Here is a 19442-nt window from a genome sequence, read left to right as displayed (position 1 = left end):
CGCACGCAAGGGTCGGCCCGTACGGGTTGTACGGGTTGTACGGGTCGTACGGGTCGGCCCGACCGGCCCGTACGGTCGTCCCCGTACGACCGGCGGCGGCCCGTACGCCCGGTCAGTCCGGGGAGCGGCCTCGGGGCAGGCGGGCGACGAGTTCGGCCAGCTCCTCGCAGGCCCGTTCGATCTTCCGGCGGACGTTGTTCTGCTCGGTGACCAGGGCTGACAGCAGCAGCGCGGTCAGCGCGGCGGAGCCGTTGAGCGCCTGGAGGTTGACCATCACTTCGGCGAGCGTGTGGCGGGCGAACGGGCCGGCGTGGTCGATGGCCGCCGAGATCGACAGCACGGACACGATCAGTACGCACGGCGCGGCGCCCGCGAGCTGGAAGCGCACGGCGGCCCAGATCAGCAGCGGGAAGACCAGGAAGAGCACGGACAGCGGGCTGCGGGTGGCGAGCAGCGTGACCAGGACGACGCTGGCCACGAGTGCGGCCGCCTCCACCGCCCGGTAGGGGTCGCGGACCGGACCGATCCTGCGCAGGACGAGCAGCAGGGGCGTGCCGACCAGGACTCCCATCGCGTCGCCGGCCCACCAGGCCCACCACACCGGCCAGCTCCGGGCGGCGGGCAGGTTGTCGGTGAGGACGAGCACCCAGGTGCCGACGGTCGCGCTGACCAGCATCGGCAGCAGGCCGCCCAGGAAGACAAGCGCCAGTCCGTCCCGCAGCCGGTCCAGTTCGTTGCGGAAACCCGCCCGGCGCAGCAGCGCGTACGCGGCGATCGGCGCGAGGGTGTTGCCCGCGACGATGGCGAAGTCGACGGCTTCGAACGCGCTGAGCGTGTGGATGACGAAGCCCGCGCCCAGTGCGATCCCCGGCCAGATCCGCAGCCCCAGCGTGAGCAGCGCGGCGAGCGCGATCCCGGTGGGCAGCCACAGCGGGGTGACGGCGGCGCCCGCGACCTCGACCCGTTGGAGCAGGCCCAGGAGCCCGGTCGCACCGTAGGCGAACGCGACGGCGAGGATCCACAGCAGGGATGTGGCGGGGCCTCGCCATCGCTCGGTGCGCACCACCGTATGAGACACCGGCGGCGGCCGCGGATCCCGGCGTGACACGCGCTACGGCGCGGGCGCCGCCGCGTCGTGGCGCAGGACGAGGACCGCGGCGTCGTCCGCGTGGCCGGTGGCGTCGGCGACCTTCATCACCTCGGCGGCCAGCTCCTCGGGCTCGGCGCCGGCGCCCTCGCGGACCACGCGGGCCACCTGGGCCAGCCCCACCTCTATCGGGAACGCGGGCCCCTCGACCACGCCGTCCGTGAGGAGGACCCAGGCGCCCGCCTCGCGGAGGGTGCGGCGGGTCACCGGGTAGCCGCCGCCGGGCAGCATGCCGAGGGGGAGCCCGCCGTCGTCCTCCACGATGCCGTACCGGCCGTCGACGGTCGCCCAGACGGCGGGCACGTGGCCGGCGCGGGCGCTTTCGAGCTCCCAGGTCTCCGGGTCGAAACGGAGGAAGGTGCAGGTCGCGAAGAGGTTCCAGTCGATGGACAGGAGGAGGTCGTTGGCCCGGCTGAGGACCTCTCCCGGGTCGTCCGCGGCCGCGGCCACCGCCCGCAGCCCGATCCGGATCTGCCCCATGAAGGCCGCGGCCTCGACGTCGTGGCCCTGGACGTCGCCGATGGAGAAACCGAGCGCGCCCTCGGGCAGCAGGAAGCCGTCGAACCAGTCGCCGCCGATGTCGAGGCCCTCCCGGGCCGGCATGTAGCGGGCGGCGGTGCGCAGGCCCGGTACCTCGGGCAGGGTGGCCGGCAGCATCTCGCGCTGGAGCGCCTCGGCCAGCTCCACGCGCGCCCGCTGGAGTTCCGCGCCCTCCCGTGCCTGGGCGGTGAGCCGGCCGAGCGTGGCCAGCAGGTCGTCGGCGCTCGCCGAGCGCGGGGGACGACGCGAGGTCATGAGCCGCTCCGATGTGCGTCCGGCTCCCCCGCCGTCCCCATGGTATTTCCGTCCGCCGGCCACCGCCCTGCGGCGCCGCCCGGGCACGCGCCCGATCACCCTGCGTTACCGCCGCGCCACGGCTGCAACGCCCCGCGCCGCGACCTCCAACGCCGCCGGCGCCGAGGCACAACGCCCTGCCGGGCAGCCCCCAGCCTCGCCGGTCCCCCGATGGCAACCGCGTGCCTCGCCGACGCCCTGGGGCACAACATCCAGCCTCGCTCGTGCCCTGGGGCACAACCCCCAGCCTCGCTCGTGCCCTGGGGCACAACATCCAGCCTCGCCGGCGTTTGAGGCGCGGGGTTTGGGGCGGAGCCCCAAGACAACCCGGCTGGCGCCGGGCACCGGGCTCCGCCCGGACCCGCGCCTCAAACGCCGGCGAGGCTGACTTTGCCCCTCGGGCAGCCGGGGAGGCTGGAGGTTGCTGCCAACGATGAAAGGCGCTCCCGCCGGGCGGATGGGCGGCGCGCCGTTGGAGACCTGGTGGGGAAGGGGGGTGGGCGTCGCAGACTGGGGGGATGGACATAGGTATAGCGCTGCCGCAGTACGGAACTCACGCCCGCCCGGAGCGGATCGCCGCGTTCGCGCGCGAAGCGGAAGAGGCCGGCTTCGACTCCCTCTGGGCCGGGGACCGTTCCCTGACGCCGGTCGCCCCCAGCGACATCTATCCCGGGTACACCGCCGAGAACCCGTACCCGCCGGAGTACCGCACCTTCCTCGACCCGCTCACGGTCCTGACGGTCGCCGCCGGCGCGACCCGCCGGGTGCGGCTGGGCACGAGCACCCTCAACGCCCCCTGGTATCCGCCCCTGTTGCTCGCCCGTACGCTCACCTCCCTCGACCAGGTCAGCGGTGGCCGGCTCGTCGCGGGGCTCGGGATCGGGTGGCTGCGGGACGAATACACCGCGGTGAACGCCGACTTCGGCCGCCGCGGGGCGCTGCTGGAGGAGATCCTCGACATCCTGCACGGCTTCTGGACCGACGAGGTGTTCGGCCACGAGGGCCCGCAGTGGACGATCCCGCGGTCGTACGTCGGCCTGCGCCCGGTCCGCCCGTCCGGGCCGCCGGTGCTGCTGGGTGGTTTCAGCCCGGCGGCGATGGCCCGGATCGGGCGGCGCGCGGACGGCTGGGCCGGTGTGGTGATGCCGCCGGAGGCGCAGGCGGGGCTGTGGGACATCGCGCGCCGGGCCGCCGACGGGGCCGGGCGCGACCCGGGCCTGCTGCGCCGCGACATCCGCCACAACCCGCGGCCCGGCGCGTCGGCCGACGACATCGCGGCGGTGCTGGCCGGGGTCCGGGAGAGCGGGGCGGAGTGCTGCTTCGTCGACTTCCAGCAGTGCGTGGGCGAACCCGACGAGGCGCTGGCCCTGGGGATGAAGGTGCTGGAGCGGGTGCAGGCGGGCTGACCCTGCCCCCCGCCCGCACCCGCCCCGCCCGCCCCGCCGGTTACGCGGAGCCGCTGCCGTACGGCCGGGTGAATATCTCCAGGATGTGGCCGTCGGGGTCCCGGAAGTAGACCCCGCGGCCGCCGTCGTTGTGGTTGATCTCGCCCGGCCGGGTCCCGTACGGATCGGCCCAGATGGGCAGGCCGGCCGCCTGGATGCGGCCGAAGATCTCGTCGAAGTCCGCCTCGCTGACGAGGAAGGCGTAGTGCTGGACGGTGATCTGCGCGCCGTCGGGCGCGTTGGCGTAGTCGAGGGTGGCACCGTTGGCGAGGGTCAGCGGGACGAAGGGCCCGAATTCCGGGCTGGGTTCGATCCCGAGGAGTCTGCCGACGAACTCCGCGGAGCGGTGCTTGTCGCGGGCGGACACGATGGTGTGGTTCAGCTCGACGGCCACGCCGGTCACCTCTTCCTGCTCTTCCTGGCTGTTCCCAGTCGGTGGTCCTGCCCTGTGATCCTCCCTCCGCCGTGCGGGTGTTCCGGCATGCTGTGCCCCGTATCAGGCCGGATTCGGTCGGGACGCGACCGAAAGCGGCTGTCACGGCTTGGGTCCATTGGTCCGATGCCCCGTCGGGCCGTCGAGCCGCTGACGCGTCGGGCCGTCAGGACGGGTCGGCGGCGTGCCACACCGTCGTGATGTTGCAGAACTCGCGGATGCCGTGCCCCGACAGCTCCCGGCCGTAGCCCGAGCGCTTCACTCCGCCGAACGGGAACGCGGGGTGCGAGGCGGTCATGCCGTTGAAGAAGACCCCGCCCGCCTGGAGGTCGCGGACGCACCGGGCGATGTCCTGCTCGTCGCGCGTCCAGACGTTGGAACTCAGCCCGAACGGCGTGTGGTTGGCGCGTTCGACGGCTTCGTCGAGACTGCCGACCCGGTACAGCGAGGCGACCGGTCCGAAGGTCTCCTCCAGGTCGATCCGCATGGCGGGGGTGATGCCCGCGAGCACGGTGGGCTCGTAGAACCAGCCCTGCTCCAGACCCGGCGGCCGCCGGCCCCCGCACAGCACGTCGGCGCCGTGCCGTACGGCGTCGTCGACCAGGTCCGCCACGTCGGTCCGGCCCTGTTCGGTGGCGAGCGGTCCCACGTCGGTGCCGTCCGCCATCGGGTCGCCGACCGTGAGCGCCGCCATCGCGGCCGTGAACAGCTCGGCGAACTCGTCGTACACGTCGGTGTGCACGATGAAGCGCTTGGCGGCGATGCAGGACTGCCCGTTGTTCTGCACGCGAGCCGTGACGGCGGTCTTCGCGGCGCGGGCGACATCGGCCGAGGGCAGCACGAGGAAGGGGTCGCTGCCGCCCAGTTCCAGCACGGTCTTCTTGACCTCGTCGCCCGCCACGGACGCGACCGCGCGGCCCGCGGGCTCGCTGCCGGTCAGGGTCGCCGCCGCCACCCTGGGGTCGCGCAGCACCCCCTCGACGGCGCCGGAGCCGATGAGCAGCGTCTGGAAGCAGCCGCGCGGGAAGCCGGCCCGGTGGAAGAGGTCACCGAGGTAGAGGGCCGTCTGGGGGACGTTCGAGGCGTGCTTGAGGAGGCCCGTGTTGCCCGCCATGAGGGCCGGCGCGGCGAAGCGCACGACCTGCCAGAGGGGGAAGTTCCACGGCATCACGGCGAGGACCACGCCGAGCGGCCGGTAGTACGTCCGCACCGACGCGGCACCCGAGTCGGCCGCGTCGGCGTCGGACGGGCGCTCCTCGGCGAGCAGGGACTCGGCGTGCGCGGCGTACCAGCGCATCGCCTTCACGCACTTCGCCGCCTCCGCGCGGGCCGCCGCCAGCGGCTTGCCCATCTCGGTGGTCATGGTGCGGGCGATGTCCTCCGTCTCGTCCTCCAGGAGGTCGGCGGCCCGCTCCAGGAGCCGGGCCCGCTCGGCGAAGCCGGTGGTGCGGTACGTCCCGAAGGCCGTGTGGGCCTCGGCGAGGCACTGCTCGATGCCGGCGGGGCCCAGCTCGTCGAAGGTGCGCAGTGTCTCGCCGGTCGTCGGGTTCACCGTCGCGATGGCCATGGACGCCTCCTGCTCGGGGTCGGTCGCATCGACCCTCGCCCGGGGAGCGCGGCGGCGCAACGCGACCGCGCATCCGGAGGCACCTCAGCCAGTTATCGGCGGAATGTCTGGTTCTCCGCGGAATGCAAGTGTCCGCCACCGTCGTGTGCTGAAGTGTCCCCGTCATGCGCACGGTCCCTGATCCACCGTCGGAAGGACATCCCCTCCCGTGGCACTTCCCCTGTCCCGCCGCCGCTTCCTCGGTGCCGCCGCGGCCGTCGGCGCCGGCACGCTCCTCGGCCCGCTGGGCACGCTCACCGGCACGGCGCACGCCGCCGGCGCCCGGCCCACCGAGATCGCCACCCCGCCCGGCTTCCAGCCCGAAGGGATAGCCATCGGCCGCGACGGCCTCGCGTACACCGGCTCGATCATCGACGGGTCTATCTACTGCTTCGACCCGGCCACCGGCCGCGGAGAGGTGATCACCCGGGGCACCGGGCCGATCTCGGTGGGCCTGAAGACCGACCCGTACGGCCGGCTGCTGGTCGCCGGCGGCGGCAGCGGCCAGCTCCGCGTGGTCGACCCCCGGACCGGCCGGGTGCTCGCCACCCACCAGGCGGTGACCGGCACGGCCTTCGTCAACGACGTGGTGGTCGGCTGCGGCGCCGCCTGGTTCACCGACTCCTTCAACGACGTCCTCTACCGGCTGTCCCTGCGGCACGGCCGCGAGGCGCAGTCCGCCGAGGTCACCGCCCTGCCCCTGTCGGGCGCGTGGGCGCCCACCCCGCCGGGCGGCGAGTTCTGGGGGGCGAACGGGATCGCGCGGACGCCGGACGGCCGCGCCCTGCTGGTCGTGTCCGACCATGCGGAGGCGCTGTTCAGGGTGGACCCGCGCACCGGCGCGGCCACCCGTACCGTGCTGGACGGCGGAGCGGTCGGGTTCGGTGACGGCTTGGTCGTGCACGGCCGCACCCTGTACGTCGTGCGCAACTGGAAGTACGTCGTCGAGGTGTTCCGGATCAGCCCGGACGGCAGCCGGGCGGAATTCGTCCGGCAGATCGCCGACACCCGCTTCGACGAGCCCACCACGGCGGCCGTCCACGGCGGACGGCTCTACGTGGTGAACGCCCGCTTCGACGCCGACTGGAGCGACCCGAAGACCTCGTCCACGGTGGTGAGCGTCCCGCTCCGGACGGCGTAACACCGAAGTCCTACGGGCAGCGCGGTCCGGCGCCTCGCCACCGGACCGCGCTGCCGTACGGTCAGGGCCGCGCTGCCGTACGGTCAGGGCCGCGCTGCCGTACGGTCAGGGCCGCGCTGCCTACGGTCAGGACCGTACCGCCGTACCTTCCGGACCCGTTTCGGTTAGAATCGCGGTCCGCTGTGACTTGGGGGAGCACATCATGGTCGAAGTCGGGATCCTTCTCGCCCTCATGGGCACTGCCGCCGTGTGGATGGCGGTGACCCTGCTGAGGCGCCGCCGGAGCCGGCCCGACGGCGTGGACGGCCACCTGATCGAGCAGGAGCACACCATGCGGGCCGCCCGCTCCCGCGCCGAGTACTCCTCGCTCGCCGTCCACAACACCCCGCTCAACGGCGGGAACAGCTACCGCCCCTGATCGGGGCCCGCGCCCGCGGCCGTGCGGTGCGTCCAGGCGAGCAGCCGGTCCGCGGGCCAGGTGTTGACGACACGGTCTGCCGTGACCCCGCACTCCTCGGCCCGGGCGCAGCCATTGATCTGCCAGGCCAGCTGGCCCGGCGCGTGGGCGTCGGTGTCGATCGCGAAGAGCACGCCCGCGGCCACCGCCTCGCGCAACAGGCGGCGGGGCGGGTCAAGGCGCTCCGGACGGCTGTTGATCTCCACGGCGGTGCCGGACTCGGCGCACGCTTCGAAGACCTCCGCGGCGTCGAATTCCGACTCCGGGCGGGTCTTGCCGGTGACCAGGCGGCCGGTGCAGTGGCCCAGGACGTCGGCGTGCGGATCGCGCACGGCGGCGACCATCCGCCGGGTCATCGCCCGCCGCTCCATCCGCAGTTTGGAGTGCACGGACACCACGACCACGTCGAGGCGCTCCAGCAGTGCCGGGTCCTGGTCCAGCGAGCCGTCGTCCAGGATGTCGCACTCGATGCCGGTCAGCAGCCGGAACGGCGCCCACTGCGTGTTGAGTTCGGCGACCACGTCCAGTTGCTCGCGCAGCCGCTCGGGCGACAGGCCGCGGGCGACGGTGAGCCTCGGCGAGTGGTCCGTCAGCGCGGCCCACTCGTGGCCCAGTCCGGCCGCCGCCCGCCCCATGTCCTCGATGGTGGCGCCGCCGTCGGACCACTCGGAGTGCAGGTGGCAGTCGCCCCGCAGGGCCGCCCGCAGTGCCGCGCCCAGCGCGCCGGCTTCCAGCGGGACGTCGGCCTCCTCCTCAAGCTTCTGGAGGTAGTCGGGGATCTGCCCGTCCAGCGCCTGCGCGATCACGCCCGCGGTCTTCGGCCCGATGCCGCGGACCGACTCCAGCGTCCCGTCCGCGGCCCTCCGGGCCGGTTCGCCCGGCGGCATCGCGGCGACCTGTTCGGCGGCCGCGCGGAAGGCCCGTACCCGGTACGTGGGGGCCTGGGCGCGTTCCAGGAGGAACGCGATCCGGCTGAGCGCTGCGACCGGGTCCATGGCTCCAGCATGGCCCGCGGCCCCGCTCCCCGCACCCGAGGCCGCCACGGGTCCCGGGCCCTGTCGTCACAGTGGAGCCGATCAGGCGTCCGGCGCACCCGAGGCCGGAAGGTGCCGGGCTTCGCGGGCCGGTCTCCTTTGACGACAGGGCCTGGCGCCGCGGCCGGCCTACGCGCCGGGCGGCGGCAGGATGCGGCGGACAGCGGTGCGCCACGGGTGGCGGGCGGCGGGGCGGCCGTCGAGGACGGCCAGGAACCTGCCGTAGGTGCGGACCGCCCGCAGCACGGCGACGTCGTCGCGGCCGGGTGGCGGGGGCATCGGCTGCTGGTGCTGCGAGGCCCGGTACGTGTCGATGAGGTACTGCTCGATCGCGCTCATGCATCCACTGTGGACCCGGTCCGCGGGCGTCGCGCGACGATTGACGCCGAGCGTCAATCGTCCAGGTCAGGGGCGTGCGGACGGGGCTCGGGAGGCCGGGCGGGCGGCGCGCGGACCACGGCCCCGGGCGACCCGGCCGGCCGGCTGTCGTGGAGGATGGCGGCATGAGCGTGACCATCGACATCGCCGGGCTGCCGCACGAGCGGATCACCTTCGCCCCCTCCCCGCTCGCCGAGCTGTGCATGGCCCTGCACGCGCTGTCGCAGCCCTCGCACCACCCCGGTCTGGCCTCCTGGACGGCCGCGACGTCCGCCGCCCTCGATCCGTGTCTGGCGGACCGGCTGCTGGAGGCCGACTTCATGTGGAGCGGCACGTTCTCGGACGTCTTCATGGCGTTCGCCGGGGTGCCCGGCGGGAGCGGCGTACCCGGCGCGACCCTCGCCGAGGAGCTCGACGTACTGGACCGGATGGACGACGAGCGCTTCGCCGCTTCCGCCCTGGACCACTGCCGGCTGGGTTTCTACGACGAGGGCTCCCCGTCGCCGCTGGTGGACGCGGGGGCCCGGGCCCTCGCGCTGGAGACGGCCGCCGCCCGCGGGCCGCGCCAACTCGCCTTCGCCACCCGGCTCCTCGAGGAACCGGCCGCCGTACGGCGCTGGCTGCGCCGGCTGGCCGAGGACTGCGACGAGGCGTTCTTCGCCGAGACCTGGCGGCGGGTCGAGCCGCAGCAGACCGCCGACGCCCGCCACAAGACGCAACTGCTGCGCCACAAGGGGCTTCCCGCGACCCTCAAGGAGGTGTCGGCGGCGCTCGGCGTGGACGAGGCCCAGACGGTGATCGCCGTCGACAAGATGGTCAGCGGGTCGGCCACGGCCACCGATCCGGCCGTCGGCACCGGACTGGTCTTCGTACCCACCCACTTCGGCTGGCCGCACCTGCTGGTGCTGCACGCGCCCGGCTGGCGGCCGGTGGTGCACTACCCGCTCTCCTCCCCCGAACTCGCCCGCGAGCCCGGCTCGGTGGAACTGTTGCAGCGCCGGATGGAGGCGCTCGCCCACCCGATGCGCATGCAGCTGTGCCGGTCGCTCGCCCGCTCCGCGTTCACGACGACCGAGCTGGCCTCCGTGTACGGGATCACCGCGCCGGAGGTGTCCCGGCACCTGACGGTGCTGCGCAAGGCGGGCCTGCTGAGCACCCGGCGCCAGGGGCGGTACGTACACCACCGGTTGGACCTGACCCGGGTGGCGCGCATCGGGTCCGATTTCATCGAGGGCATCCTGCGCTGACCGCCCGGCGGTGGTCCCGGCGTTTTGGATTGGCGGACGATCGTCAATACGATCCGGCGATGATCACAAGAAAATGGGTGGCGGCCGGGGCGTGCGGCCTGCTCGCCGCTTTGACCGTCGGGCTGTTCCCGGCCCAGGCCTCCGCCGGGGAGCCCGTGGCCAAGGAACCCCCGAAGGTCGAGCTGGTGCTGGACGTCAGCGGCTCGATGCGCGCGACCGACATCGACGGCAAGTCCCGGATGTCGGCGGCGAAGCAGGCGTTCAACGAGGTGCTCGACGCCGTACCGGAGGAGGTCCGGCTCGGCATCCGGACCCTCGGCGCCGACTACCCCGGCAACGACCGCAAGCGCGGCTGCAAGGACACCCGGCAGCTCTACCCCGTCGGGCCGCTCGACCGGCTGGAGGCGAAGACCGCCGTCGCGACCCTCGCCCCCACCGGCTGGACGCCCATCGGGCCGGCCCTGCTGGGCGCCGCCGAGGACCTCAAGGGCGGTGACGCCACCCGCCGGATCGTGCTCATCACGGACGGCGAGGACACCTGCGCCCCGCTCGACCCGTGCGAAGTGGCCCGCGACATCGCGGCGCAGGGCATCCACCTGGTCATCGACACGCTGGGTCTGGTCCCCGACGCCAAGACCCGCGACCAGTTGATCTGCATCGCCGAGGCCACCGGCGGCACCTACAGCTCCGTCCGGCACACCGACGAGCTGTCCGGAAGGGTGCGCCAGTTGGTGGACCGCGCGGCCACGCCGGTGGTCACGCCGGTGGACACCAAGGGCGCCGCGGAGTGCCGGGAGGCACCCAAGCTCGGGGCCGGCCTGTACAGCGACCGGGAGACGTTCGGCGAGCACCGCTGGTACCGGGTCGACGTCAAGCCCGGCCAGGAACTGCGCGCTTCGGTCAGCATCGGCGCGGACCGCGCCGTCCACAACGACTACGGCGTACTGCTGCGCGCGACGACGCTGAGCGGGCGGGAGATCGTACGCGGCTCCGAGGCGGGCTTCGGACGCACCGACCTGATCTCGTCCGGGCTGCGCTACCCGAAGGCCGAACTCGACGACGCCGAAGGGGATGCCGAGACGGCGCCGGAGACGGTCTGCCTCCAGGTCGCCAACTCCTTCTCCGCGCCCGCGTCGGTCAAGACCACCCCCGGCATGCCGGTGGAGCTGACCATCGACGTGGTGGAAGGCCCGGACGGGGCGTCCGACGTGGCCTCCTTCGGCCTGGGCCGCGGCTGGTGGCTGCTCGGCCTCCTGGTCCTGACCGGCCTGGTGGCCGGCCTGCTCTGGGGCTGGATCTCCCGCTGGCGTATCTCGGTCTGGAGGACCAACTGATGCGTACCGTACGCACGCTGACCACCGCCCTGCTGGCCGGCGCGGGCCTGCTCGGGCTCGCGGGCGCCGCGGCGGCCGCGTCCCCGACGCCGAGCCAGAGCGCCGACGGACCCACCGAGGCGGGCACGTCCTTCCGTACGGCCGCCCGGGTCGCGGTGGGCCAGGAGGCCACCGCGGAGGCGTCCACCGGCGACTACCTCTACTGGGCGGTGCCCCTGGACACCGGGCAGCGGGCCACCGTCCGGGCGACGGTCACGCTGCCGCCCGCGGCCTCCCGGCACCGCGCCTCGACCTGGCAGGTCGACGTGTACGACGGGCTGCGCCGCCGCCAGGCGTGCACCTACGGCACCCAGACCGCCTCCGCGGCCGCGGACGCCGCCTCGGTCACCCTGTCCTGCACGCTGCGCGCGGTCCGGGCCGGGGCCGAGGCCTGGTCGAACGACCCGCTGCCGGGCACGTACTACATCCGCCTGACGGTCGTCGACCTCGCCCAGGAGGACCTCGGACAGCCGGTGCGGGCGCAGGTGCGCACCGACGTGTCGGAGCACGGCGGCGCCTACGCGGTGGACGGCGCGCTCGGGGCTCCGCTCGTCCCGGGCGCCACCACCGCGCAGGCGGGCGGCGGTTCGGCGGCGCTGGAGCCGGACGGCGGCTGGTCAGGCGGACGGTGGTCGGACCGCTGGCTCTGGACCGCGGCGGGCGGGGTGCTCGGCGCACTGGCGGGCATCGGGGGCTACTGCCTCACGCGCGGCACGGGCCGCCCGGCGCGCCCCACGGGCGTCTGACGGGGCGGCCGGAACGCGGTTGCGCCCCGGCGCTCCCCCACCGACCCGATGGCCGGCACCCCCTGGTGCCGGCCATCGGCGTTCCGGAGCTTCCGGAGGTTTGCCGGGCGTCTGCCGGCGGTTCGCCCGAGGTCTTCCGGAGGCCTTGCGGGGTGTTACAGGTACGGGTCGAAGGGGATGCCCGCCGGCTTGGCCTCCGCGAGGTGGGAGGCGAACGCGCCGTCCTTCAGGCCGAAGTGGGCGCTGCCGAAGTCGGCCTGGCTGAGCTTGTCCCGCAGGCCCGCGGGGTAGCCCGACCATCCGACGAGGGTGGGGAACTGCCAGGTGTGGCGGTGGTTCTCCGCCGGCTCGTCGTTGCTGTTCGCCGCGCGGAAGCAGTGCGTGCTCGCACCGTCCTTGTGGTAGACGACCTTGGCGTGGGTGCCGTCCCAGCGGATCCGGTCGCGCGTGTGGATGTTGAAGTCGCCGTGCGCGGAGGTCGCCACGTACTTGGCCTCGTTGTTCTGGATCCACACGACCACGTGTTCCCAGTCGTGGCGGTGGCCGCCCAGCGATATCCCGGCGAGGGCCTGGTCCTTCTCGAAGTACAGCCCGTAGATCACGGCGCACCAGCCGTTGTTGCACTTGGCGCGGGAGTAGCTGTTGGTGTTGTCGAGGTCGGAGGCGTCCCGGCAGTTGCCGTTGAGGGCGCCGGTGGGCTTGAGGCCGCCGTTCAGCTCGCCGCCCGGGCCGATGGCGGGTACCGGGTAGCAGCCGTCGGTGTCGTAGTCGAAGGCCGGCTGGAAGGTCAGCTCGATGGCCTCGGCCTGGCCGGGCAGGGCGGGCGGCGGCGCAGCGAAGGCCGTCTGGGACACGCCGAGCACCACCGCGAGGGTGGTGGCGACGACGACGGCCGATCTCCGGATGTGACGGTTCGTCCGCAAAGGGGGCTCCCGGGCGGTCGGTTCGAGGGGTGGCGGGCGAATCGCGACCGCTGAAGACCGACGCGCCCGGAGCATCATTCGCGAACCGGCGCGGCACGGCAAGGGGTCCGGACGCGCTCTTCCTCACGGCGAGCGCGCCGAACAGCCCCTGGTGGAACGGGAGTCGAACGGGGACCGGCCGGCAGTCGACCGGCACGGGTCCCGGCGGGGTCAGGCCACCCAGGCGCCGGTCATGCCGAGCACCGCCGAGCCGTCCTGGTCGGCGAGCTTGGTCCCGGTGAACCCGCGGGCCCAGTCCGAGGTCTGGAGGCGGAACGCGGGGCGGTCGGCGGTCAGCGCCTCCATGACGGCCTCGGCCGCGCCGGCCGGGGTCTGGGCGCCGTTGAGGAACTGGCCGACGGTGCGGTCGAGGTAGTTGCGCAGCGCATCCGCGTACGGGCCGGCCCCGGCTATCCGGCCTTCGATGTCGAGCCCGATGTTGTTGACGAACTCCGTGGCGACGGCGCCCGGTTCGATGACGGACACGCTCACGCCGACGGCGCCCGCGACGGGGGCCAGGCTCTCCATGTAGCCCTCGACGGCGAACTTCGCGGCGCAGTAGGCCTCGTTGAAGGGCTGGCCGATGACACCGCCGACGCTGGTGACGGTGATCAGGCGGCCGCCGGTGGCGCGCAGGTGCGGGAGCGCGGCCTTGGAGACGTTGAGGACGCCGAAGAAGTTGACCTCCATGACCTCGCGGACGTCGGCGACGGTTTCGAGTTCGAGGGTGCCGACGTGCCCGGCGCCGGCGTTGTTCACGACGGCGTCCAGTCGGCCGTAGTCGGCGATGACGCCGGCCACGGCGGCGGCGACGGAGCTCTCGTCGACGACGTCGAGCTGCCGGAGGTCGAGCTCGACGCCCGCCTCTGCGGCGGCCTTGCGCAGGGCGTCTGCCCGGCCGGTGTCACGCAGGGTGGCGACCGTGCGCCAGCCGGCCCGGGCCGCGGCGATGGCGGCCGCCAGGCCGATGCCGGAGGAGGTGCCGGTGATCAGGACGGTACGGGTGGTGGAGTCGGAGGTGGCGGGGGTGCCGGACAGGACGGACATGGCGGGCGCCTTTCAGGGGGCTGTTCGCAGAGCCGTTCACGGAACCGCTCGCGGATCTGTGAACGGGCTGCTCACGGGGCTTTTCACGGAGCGTGATTTATGTGCGTGCACACACACTATAAATTTATGTGTGCGTGCACGCAACCCCTAGACTGGCGCCATGCCGAAGAAGCTCACCGAATCCGAGATGCCGGCGGCCGACCACGCCTTCTACGGGCTGGTCTGGGCCGGCACCGTGCTCACCGACCGGGTCGACAGGGCACTGGTGAAGGCCCACGACCTTCCCGTCTCCTGGTTCGAGGTCATGCTGTGGCTGGCATCCAGCCCCGAGCCGGTGCCCGCTTCCGTACTCGGCAACAGCACCCTGCTCAGCCGCAGCCAGGTCTCCCGCGTCGTGGACGCCCTCCAGGCCCGCGGCCTGGTGGCCCGTACGCCCTCGGCCCGCGACGCCCGGTCGGTGGAGGTCGCCCTCACGGAGCAGGGGCGCACGGTCTTCGCCGAGGCGGACGCCACCCGGCGCGCGGCCCTCGCTCCGGTCTTCACCGACCTCCTCGACGAACGGGACCTGGAGGTCCTCGGCGCGGTGTGGCGCAAGCTCAAGGCCGCCAAGGGCGCCCTGGACGAAACGGGCGCGTAGGGCGCCGAAGGCGGACCGACCCGCCAGGTGCCCGGCCGCGGCCCGGCGGATAGAGTCGTGCCAACCGCACGAGGGGGAACAGGCATGATCCAAGAGGGTTCGGACCCGCCCGAGAGCAAGGCCGCGTCCGGCGAGGACGAGCCCTCCCCGGAGGCAGAACTGCTCGGCCGGCGGATCGAGTACCTCTTCACGTACGTGCAGCCGCTGGGCCGTCGCTTCACGCTCCAGGAAGTGGTCGACGGCATCAAGGAGGCCGCGGGCCCCAACGACGCGAAGCTGTCCGTCGGCCGGCTGTGGGCCCTGGCCAAGGGCAAAGCACCCAACCCGACGGTGGGAACGCTGCGCGTACTGGGCGACTTCTTCGGCGTCCCGCTCGCCTACTTCATCGACGACGAGGTCGAGGCCCGGGTGTCGGCACAGCTCGCGCTGATCGCCGCGATGCGCGCCAACGACGTGCGTTCGGTGGCGCTGCGGGCGGCCGCGGTGGCGACGATGTCCACGCAGGGCATCGAGGCGGTGCGCTCCGTCATCGAGCGGGCCCGGACCGCTTCTGCCCCGCCACCGACCGTCTGACCTGTGCCTTCCCTGTGTAAAGTCTGGCGCTGGAGATCGTGGGCGGCCGTGCGGGGCCCCGCGGTCGGATGACCGTCGAGAGGGAACTCGGGGCGCATGGACCGCCGTGACTGGCGTGGGCTGAGGACGCAGTACGAATCCCTGATCGGGCGTTTCACCCTCTCCCACCCCTTCGAGGTCGAAGAGCTCTGCTCGGCGATCGCCGCGGAGCGCGGCCGGCCGCTGCACCTGCTCCCGATGCCCGCCGCCATGCCCGCCGGCGCCGGAGTGTGCGGAATGTGGGTGTCGTTCGGCACCTCCGACCACGTCTACTACAACGTGGTGACGAGCCGTCCGCACCAGACGCACATCGTCCTGCACGAACTGGCGCACATCCTGCTCGACCACCGTGAACCCACCGCCCCCGAGCCGGAGATGCTCGCGCAGCTCTTCCCCGACCTGGACCCGGCCATGGCCGCCCGGCTGCTGGGACGCACCCGGACGAAGGCCACGACGCGGCAGGAGCAGGAGGCCGAGCTGCTCGCCTCCGTGATGTGGCAGCACTTCAACGTCGCGCCCGCCGCCGCGGCCTCGGCTCCCCCCGAAACGGCCGACACCCTGCACCGGGTGATCGGCGCCTTGTCCCGACGCACCACCCTGAGGCCCCGTTGAGGATTTTCGATCTCGTCGTCGTCCCACCCCTGTGGCTGTTCGTGTGCTGGAAGGCGCCGGGGCTGCGTTCGGCGCCGCGGCAGGACCGCCTCATGTGGCTGATGTGGGCGATCTGGGCCGTCGCGTTCACCATCGGCGTGCCCGCGGTCCGCCGGGTCGTCGACGCGGCCGTGGCGGTCCCGAGCTTCACGAACCTGCCGGTCCACATGCTGTCGCTGTGCGCGATGGGCGCGCTCTTCGAGTTCATCCGCGAGGCGACCGGGGCGCGGGGCCACCGGCTCTCCCGGCTGCGCTGGATCCTGCTGGGGCTGGCGGAGGCCGGGCTGATCGCCACCTTCGCCGCGAGCCCGCTCCCGGACGGGGAGACCGACTTGGTGACCGTGACCCGGTCACCGATGATCACCGCGTACTGGATGATCTTCCTCGGCTACATCCTGTACGGGGTGCTCAGCGCGATCCGCCTGTGCCGGCGGTACGGGCGGCACGCCGCGCCCGGCCCGACCCGGACCGCTATGCAACTGCTGGGACTGGCAAGCTCCTTCGGGCTGCTGTACGTCGTCCACCGGCTCGCCCACCTGGTGGCGGCGCTCGCGGGGCGGAGCCTGACCGGTGCACCCGGGGTGGTCGTCACCACGCAGGTCCTCCTCGCGTGCACCCTGCTGCTGCTCGTGGCCAGTGCGAGCTGGCCGTTCCTCGCGGGATGCGCGACGCGGGCCCGGCTGCGCAGGCAGGTGAAGGCCGTCCGTCCGCTGTGGCGGCTCCTCACGGAGTCGACGCCAGAGGTGGTCCTTCCGCTGCCCGCGGGCTTGCACAAGGACGTCGAGATGGTCCGCTACCGCTGTGTGATCGAGATCCGCGACAGCGCCCTCGCGCTGTCCGGCCATGTCTCGCAGGAGCACCTCGACGCCGTACGGTGCGCCCTCGCGGACTCGGGGCTCGGCGGTCTCGAACGGGACGCAACGGCCGAGGCGGCCGTCCTGCTGTACGCGGCGCGGGCCGAACGCGCCGGGGAGCGGCCCCGGTTCCCCGAACGGGCCATGGTGCGCGAAGGCGGCGACCTGGACACCGACGCCGAGTGGCTGCGGAAGGTCGCGGCAGCCGTCCGGTCGGCCGCGGCGGAGGCAGCCGTCGCCGTCCTGCGCGAGCGCGCGGACACCGTCGTCGTCGCGGCCGGATGACGACGGCGCCGGTCTCCGGGACCGAAGTCCTGGAGACCGGCGCCGTGTTCATGGTGCGTCGGGGTCAAGCCTTTGTGTTGCGGGTGTCGGTCAGCCGTTCCAGGTGCCGGTGATGGCGAGGGCACCGGGGGCGGCGGGCAGGCCCTGGAGCGTGACGTTGCCGGTGGTGGCCCAGGTGCCGTCGGCGTGCCGGACGGTGTGGAGGAGCTTGCCGTCGGCGGTGGTGACGGCCACCACGACCTCGCCCTCGACGTTGGCGGTGGCGACGGACTTGGCGGTCACCGTGCCGAGGATGCCCTTCAGCTCGGTCATTCGGGTCCAGATGCCGTTGAAGTTGCGTACGGCGTGGTACTGGCGGGTGCCGTTGTCGGTGGCGACGACCACGTGGGTGTCGTCCCCGGAGCCGACCGTGCTGATCGAGGTGATCGGGCCGGTCGGACCGGCGGCGCCGGCGACGTCGCCCCAGGCGAGCCAGTTGCCGTTGCCCTGGCGGATGGTGTGGTAGGCCTTGCCGCCGCTGACGGTGGTGACCTGCAGCTCGCCGCGGACGACGGCGGTGGCCGCGGCCGTCACGTTGGCGACCTTGCCGGACGTGATGTCCTTGAAGGGCGTCCAGTGGGTGGCGGTGCGGATGGTGTGGAACGCCTTGCCGTCGGCGACCGCGACGACGTGCAGGTCGTAGCCGATGTTCGAGGCGGTGACGCTGGTGAGGTTGCCGAGCGCGTTGGCCGCGCCGAAGACGTCACCGAAGCCGGCCCAGGTGCCGTCCTGCTTGCGGATGGTGTGGAAGAGACCGCCGGCGTTGGTGACGGCGAGGACGTGGCTGTCGCCGTTCATGCCGACGACCGCCGAGCTGCGGATGGCGCCGATGGTGCCGGCCTGGCCCGCGACCTGGACGTCGTTGAATCCGGTCCAGGAACCGTCGGCCAGGCGGATGCCCTGGTAGAGGCTGCTGCCCGACTGGATCAGGGCCTGGGTGCGCCAGCCCGGGGACAGGGCGCGGACGCGCTGGACCCAGTCGCGCTGGTCGTCGACGCGGGTGCTGTACGCGCCGGTGCGCAGCTCGGACGCGGAGGTTCCGAGGCAGCCGCCCTGCCAGGCGCGGCTGACCAGACCGACGAGCGCCCGCTTGCCGTTCACCGTGCGCAGCGTCGACGCGCCCGCGTCGCCCCGGCAGACGGTGGCGTCGGCGGGGGTCTTGGCGGCGAGGTCGAAGCCGGTGGCGGCGGTGGTGCCCACGCTGAAAGCGGCGCCGTGGCGGCCGACCGGGCCCCAGCCGGTCCGGGTGCGGCCGTACCCGACGACGTCGAGTTCCTCACCGGTGGTGGGGGCGGCCGAGGACACGTCGACGGGCGCGATGCCGGTGGCCGGGTTCGCGAGGCGGACCATGACCAGGTCGCGGTCCGGGTGCGGGACCAGTTCGGTGGCGTCGCTGGTGAAGCCGGTGCCCGACATCATCCAGGCCTTGCCGACCGAGACCTTGGTCTTGTCCTTCGGAACGCCGGCCGCGACGGTGTTGCTCTGGGCGGGGTCGTCGGCGAAGCAGCTCTTGGCGGTGATCACCCAGTACGGGTCCACGAGCGCGCCGGAGCAGGAGCGCTTGCCCTCGCCGATCTCCAGCTTCGCGTTGAACTTGAGGTCCGCGTCGTTGATGGGCTGGCCGGCCATGCGGGGACCGGAGGAGCCGGTGATCCGCATCTCCAGCAGGACGGCCTGCTTGGGGTCCGTGGCCGTGCCCTCGCCGATCGCCTTGACGGTGTCCTCGGGGACGTCCACGGTCTGCGTGGTGCTGTTGATCGAGATGGCTGCCCGGACGTCCCGGTCGAAGGTCTCGATGCGGTAGGCGCGCGGGATGTTGACGGCCAGGTAGCCGGTGTTGTCGGCCTTGAAGCAGATCGTGGAGTCGTTCGTCTTCAGGTTCCGCGCCCACACCATGATCTGGTACGGGCCGTCGCAGCTGGTGAACTCGATGCCGCCGTCACCCGCGATCAGGTCGGCGCCGGTGGCGCTCAGGATGCCGTCCCTGTTGGGGTAGGCCCCGTCCTCGAAGGCGAAGGGGGAGGCGGCGTTCACCGGCACTTCCTCGGCCGCCGACGCGGTCTGCGTCGGAACCCCCAGTACGACGGCGGTGGTTGCGGTGGCAGCAGCCAACCATCTACGAGTATGCAAGGCGATGACTTCACTTTCCTGAAACCAGTCTCGGCTACGTGTCCGTGCAGGCGAGAGGAACCCGGCGCTTCCGGGTGACGACAAGTTGCAGTCCGCTCCGTTGCGGACTGGCAGAAACCGGCCTGGGGAGCCGCGCCGCAGCATAGCCAGGATTTTCAGTGAAGTGAATCTCAAGCCGACTCAGGCCAATTGGAAGATTTAATTCCGCATGCTCGCGGTCCCGGGGCGGAGCCGAGGGCGACAACGCTCCGGCGGTGTGCGACCCTTGGGCCTCGCTCGGTGCTGCTGGTGCATCACCGGGCGCCGGGGAGCCGGAGTATCCGGATCCTTGCCTGCCGCCGCTCCGCTTGGGGAGCGTCATCGAGCGGCCCGCAGGCCTCCGTG

Annotated in this window: 19 protein-coding genes; 10 read left to right on the top strand and 9 right to left on the bottom strand. The window is 72.9% G+C overall.

Annotated features, from left to right (window positions below; all coding sequences use genetic code 11):
* Positions 1-112 precede the first annotated feature (112 nt).
* Complete coding sequence (locus OG764_RS33450; RefSeq protein WP_328972073.1) at positions 113-1066, bottom strand: MASE1 domain-containing protein; 954 nt, start codon at positions 1064-1066, stop codon at positions 113-115.
* Positions 1067-1111: 45 nt separating this feature from the next.
* Complete coding sequence (locus OG764_RS33445; RefSeq protein ID WP_328972072.1) at positions 1112-1942, bottom strand: PP2C family protein-serine/threonine phosphatase; 831 nt, start codon at positions 1940-1942, stop codon at positions 1112-1114.
* Between the two features lie 557 nt (positions 1943-2499).
* Here OG764_RS33445 and OG764_RS33440 point away from each other — a divergent pair.
* Entirely contained in the window at positions 2500-3387 is an 888-nt protein-coding gene (locus tag OG764_RS33440) for a TIGR03619 family F420-dependent LLM class oxidoreductase (RefSeq protein WP_328972071.1), read from the top strand.
* 40 nt (positions 3388-3427) lie between these two features.
* Here OG764_RS33440 and OG764_RS33435 read toward each other — a convergent pair whose 3' ends face one another.
* Positions 3428-3820: a VOC family protein gene (locus OG764_RS33435; protein WP_328972070.1), complete on the bottom strand. Its 393-nt coding sequence runs from the start codon at positions 3818-3820 to the stop codon at positions 3428-3430.
* Between the two features lie 205 nt (positions 3821-4025).
* Positions 4026-5426 carry an NADP-dependent succinic semialdehyde dehydrogenase gene (locus OG764_RS33430; RefSeq protein ID WP_328972069.1) on the bottom strand — a complete coding sequence of 467 codons (1401 nt, stop codon included), beginning with the start codon at positions 5424-5426 and terminating at the stop codon, positions 4026-4028.
* A 208-nt stretch (positions 5427-5634) separates the two neighbouring features.
* Here OG764_RS33430 and OG764_RS33425 point away from each other — a divergent pair, with 208 nt between their 5' ends.
* Together OG764_RS33425 and OG764_RS33420 are read left to right on the top strand one after the other, a co-directional pair.
* The gene (locus OG764_RS33425) at positions 5635-6606 is read left to right on the top strand and encodes an SMP-30/gluconolactonase/LRE family protein (protein WP_328972068.1); all 972 of its coding nucleotides are present in this window, start codon (positions 5635-5637) and stop codon (positions 6604-6606) included.
* A 202-nt stretch (positions 6607-6808) separates the two neighbouring features.
* A complete protein-coding gene (locus OG764_RS33420; RefSeq protein WP_328972067.1) occupies positions 6809-7024 on the top strand; it encodes a hypothetical protein in 216 nt (71 codons plus the stop codon).
* Here OG764_RS33420 and OG764_RS33415 read toward each other — a convergent pair.
* The gene (locus tag OG764_RS33415; protein WP_328972066.1) at positions 7012-8058 is read right to left on the bottom strand and encodes a PHP domain-containing protein; all 1047 of its coding nucleotides are present in this window, start codon (positions 8056-8058) and stop codon (positions 7012-7014) included. The genes OG764_RS33420 and OG764_RS33415 overlap by 13 nt on opposite strands.
* Before the next feature lie 168 nt (positions 8059-8226).
* Positions 8227-8436, bottom strand: a complete 210-nt coding sequence (locus OG764_RS33410; protein ID WP_328972065.1) for a hypothetical protein — start codon at positions 8434-8436, stop codon at positions 8227-8229.
* A 164-nt stretch (positions 8437-8600) separates the two neighbouring features.
* On the opposite strand from OG764_RS33410, the gene OG764_RS33405 reads away from it, so the two are divergent.
* The 3 genes from OG764_RS33405 to OG764_RS33395 are packed head-to-tail and all read left to right on the top strand — an operon-like array spanning position 8601 to position 11841.
* Positions 8601-9722: a DUF5937 family protein gene (locus OG764_RS33405; RefSeq protein WP_328972064.1), complete on the top strand. Its 1122-nt coding sequence runs from the start codon at positions 8601-8603 to the stop codon at positions 9720-9722.
* 59 nt (positions 9723-9781) lie between these two features.
* Positions 9782-11056 (top strand): VWA domain-containing protein, encoded by a 1275-nt coding sequence (locus tag OG764_RS33400; RefSeq protein ID WP_328972063.1) that lies wholly within the window; start codon positions 9782-9784, stop codon positions 11054-11056.
* Positions 11056-11841: a hypothetical protein gene (locus OG764_RS33395; RefSeq protein ID WP_328972062.1), complete on the top strand. Its 786-nt coding sequence runs from the start codon at positions 11056-11058 to the stop codon at positions 11839-11841. The genes OG764_RS33400 and OG764_RS33395 overlap by 1 nt, the downstream gene beginning before the upstream one ends.
* A gap of 155 nt (positions 11842-11996) precedes the next feature.
* On the opposite strand, the gene OG764_RS33390 is transcribed toward OG764_RS33395, so the two are convergent.
* Together OG764_RS33390 and OG764_RS33385 are read right to left on the bottom strand one after the other, a co-directional pair.
* On the bottom strand, positions 11997-12746 hold the full coding sequence (locus tag OG764_RS33390) for an NPP1 family protein (RefSeq protein WP_443056260.1): 750 nt from the start codon (positions 12744-12746) through the stop codon (positions 11997-11999).
* A 228-nt stretch (positions 12747-12974) separates the two neighbouring features.
* On the bottom strand, positions 12975-13850 hold the full coding sequence (locus tag OG764_RS33385; protein WP_328972060.1) for an SDR family NAD(P)-dependent oxidoreductase: 876 nt from the start codon (positions 13848-13850) through the stop codon (positions 12975-12977).
* A 160-nt stretch (positions 13851-14010) separates the two neighbouring features.
* Between OG764_RS33385 and OG764_RS33380 the strand changes: the two genes are divergently transcribed.
* The 4 genes from OG764_RS33380 to OG764_RS33365 all read left to right on the top strand — a co-directional run bounded on the left by OG764_RS33380 (position 14011) and on the right by OG764_RS33365 (position 16889).
* A complete protein-coding gene (locus OG764_RS33380; protein ID WP_328972059.1) occupies positions 14011-14487 on the top strand; it encodes a MarR family winged helix-turn-helix transcriptional regulator in 477 nt (158 codons plus the stop codon).
* A gap of 84 nt (positions 14488-14571) precedes the next feature.
* Entirely contained in the window at positions 14572-15060 is a 489-nt protein-coding gene (locus tag OG764_RS33375) for a hypothetical protein (protein ID WP_328972058.1), read from the top strand.
* A 96-nt stretch (positions 15061-15156) separates the two neighbouring features.
* On the top strand, positions 15157-15711 hold the full coding sequence (locus tag OG764_RS33370) for a hypothetical protein (RefSeq protein WP_328972057.1): 555 nt from the start codon (positions 15157-15159) through the stop codon (positions 15709-15711).
* Entirely contained in the window at positions 15708-16889 is a 1182-nt protein-coding gene (locus OG764_RS33365) for an MAB_1171c family putative transporter (protein WP_328972056.1), read from the top strand. Before OG764_RS33370 ends, OG764_RS33365 begins: the two co-directional genes overlap by 4 nt.
* A 90-nt stretch (positions 16890-16979) precedes the next feature.
* Here the strand turns inward: OG764_RS33365 and OG764_RS33360 are convergent, their stop codons facing one another.
* A complete protein-coding gene (locus OG764_RS33360; RefSeq protein WP_328972055.1) occupies positions 16980-19040 on the bottom strand; it encodes a S1 family peptidase in 2061 nt (686 codons plus the stop codon).
* Positions 19041-19442: the final 402 nt, after the last annotated feature.

Origin of the sequence: Streptomyces sp. NBC_00239, from assembly GCF_036194065.1 — a bacterium.
Lineage (GTDB): Bacteria > Actinomycetota > Actinomycetes > Streptomycetales > Streptomycetaceae > Streptomyces.
Note: the sequence above shows the minus strand (reverse complement) of the source record. Positions and strands in the feature narration are given on the sequence as shown.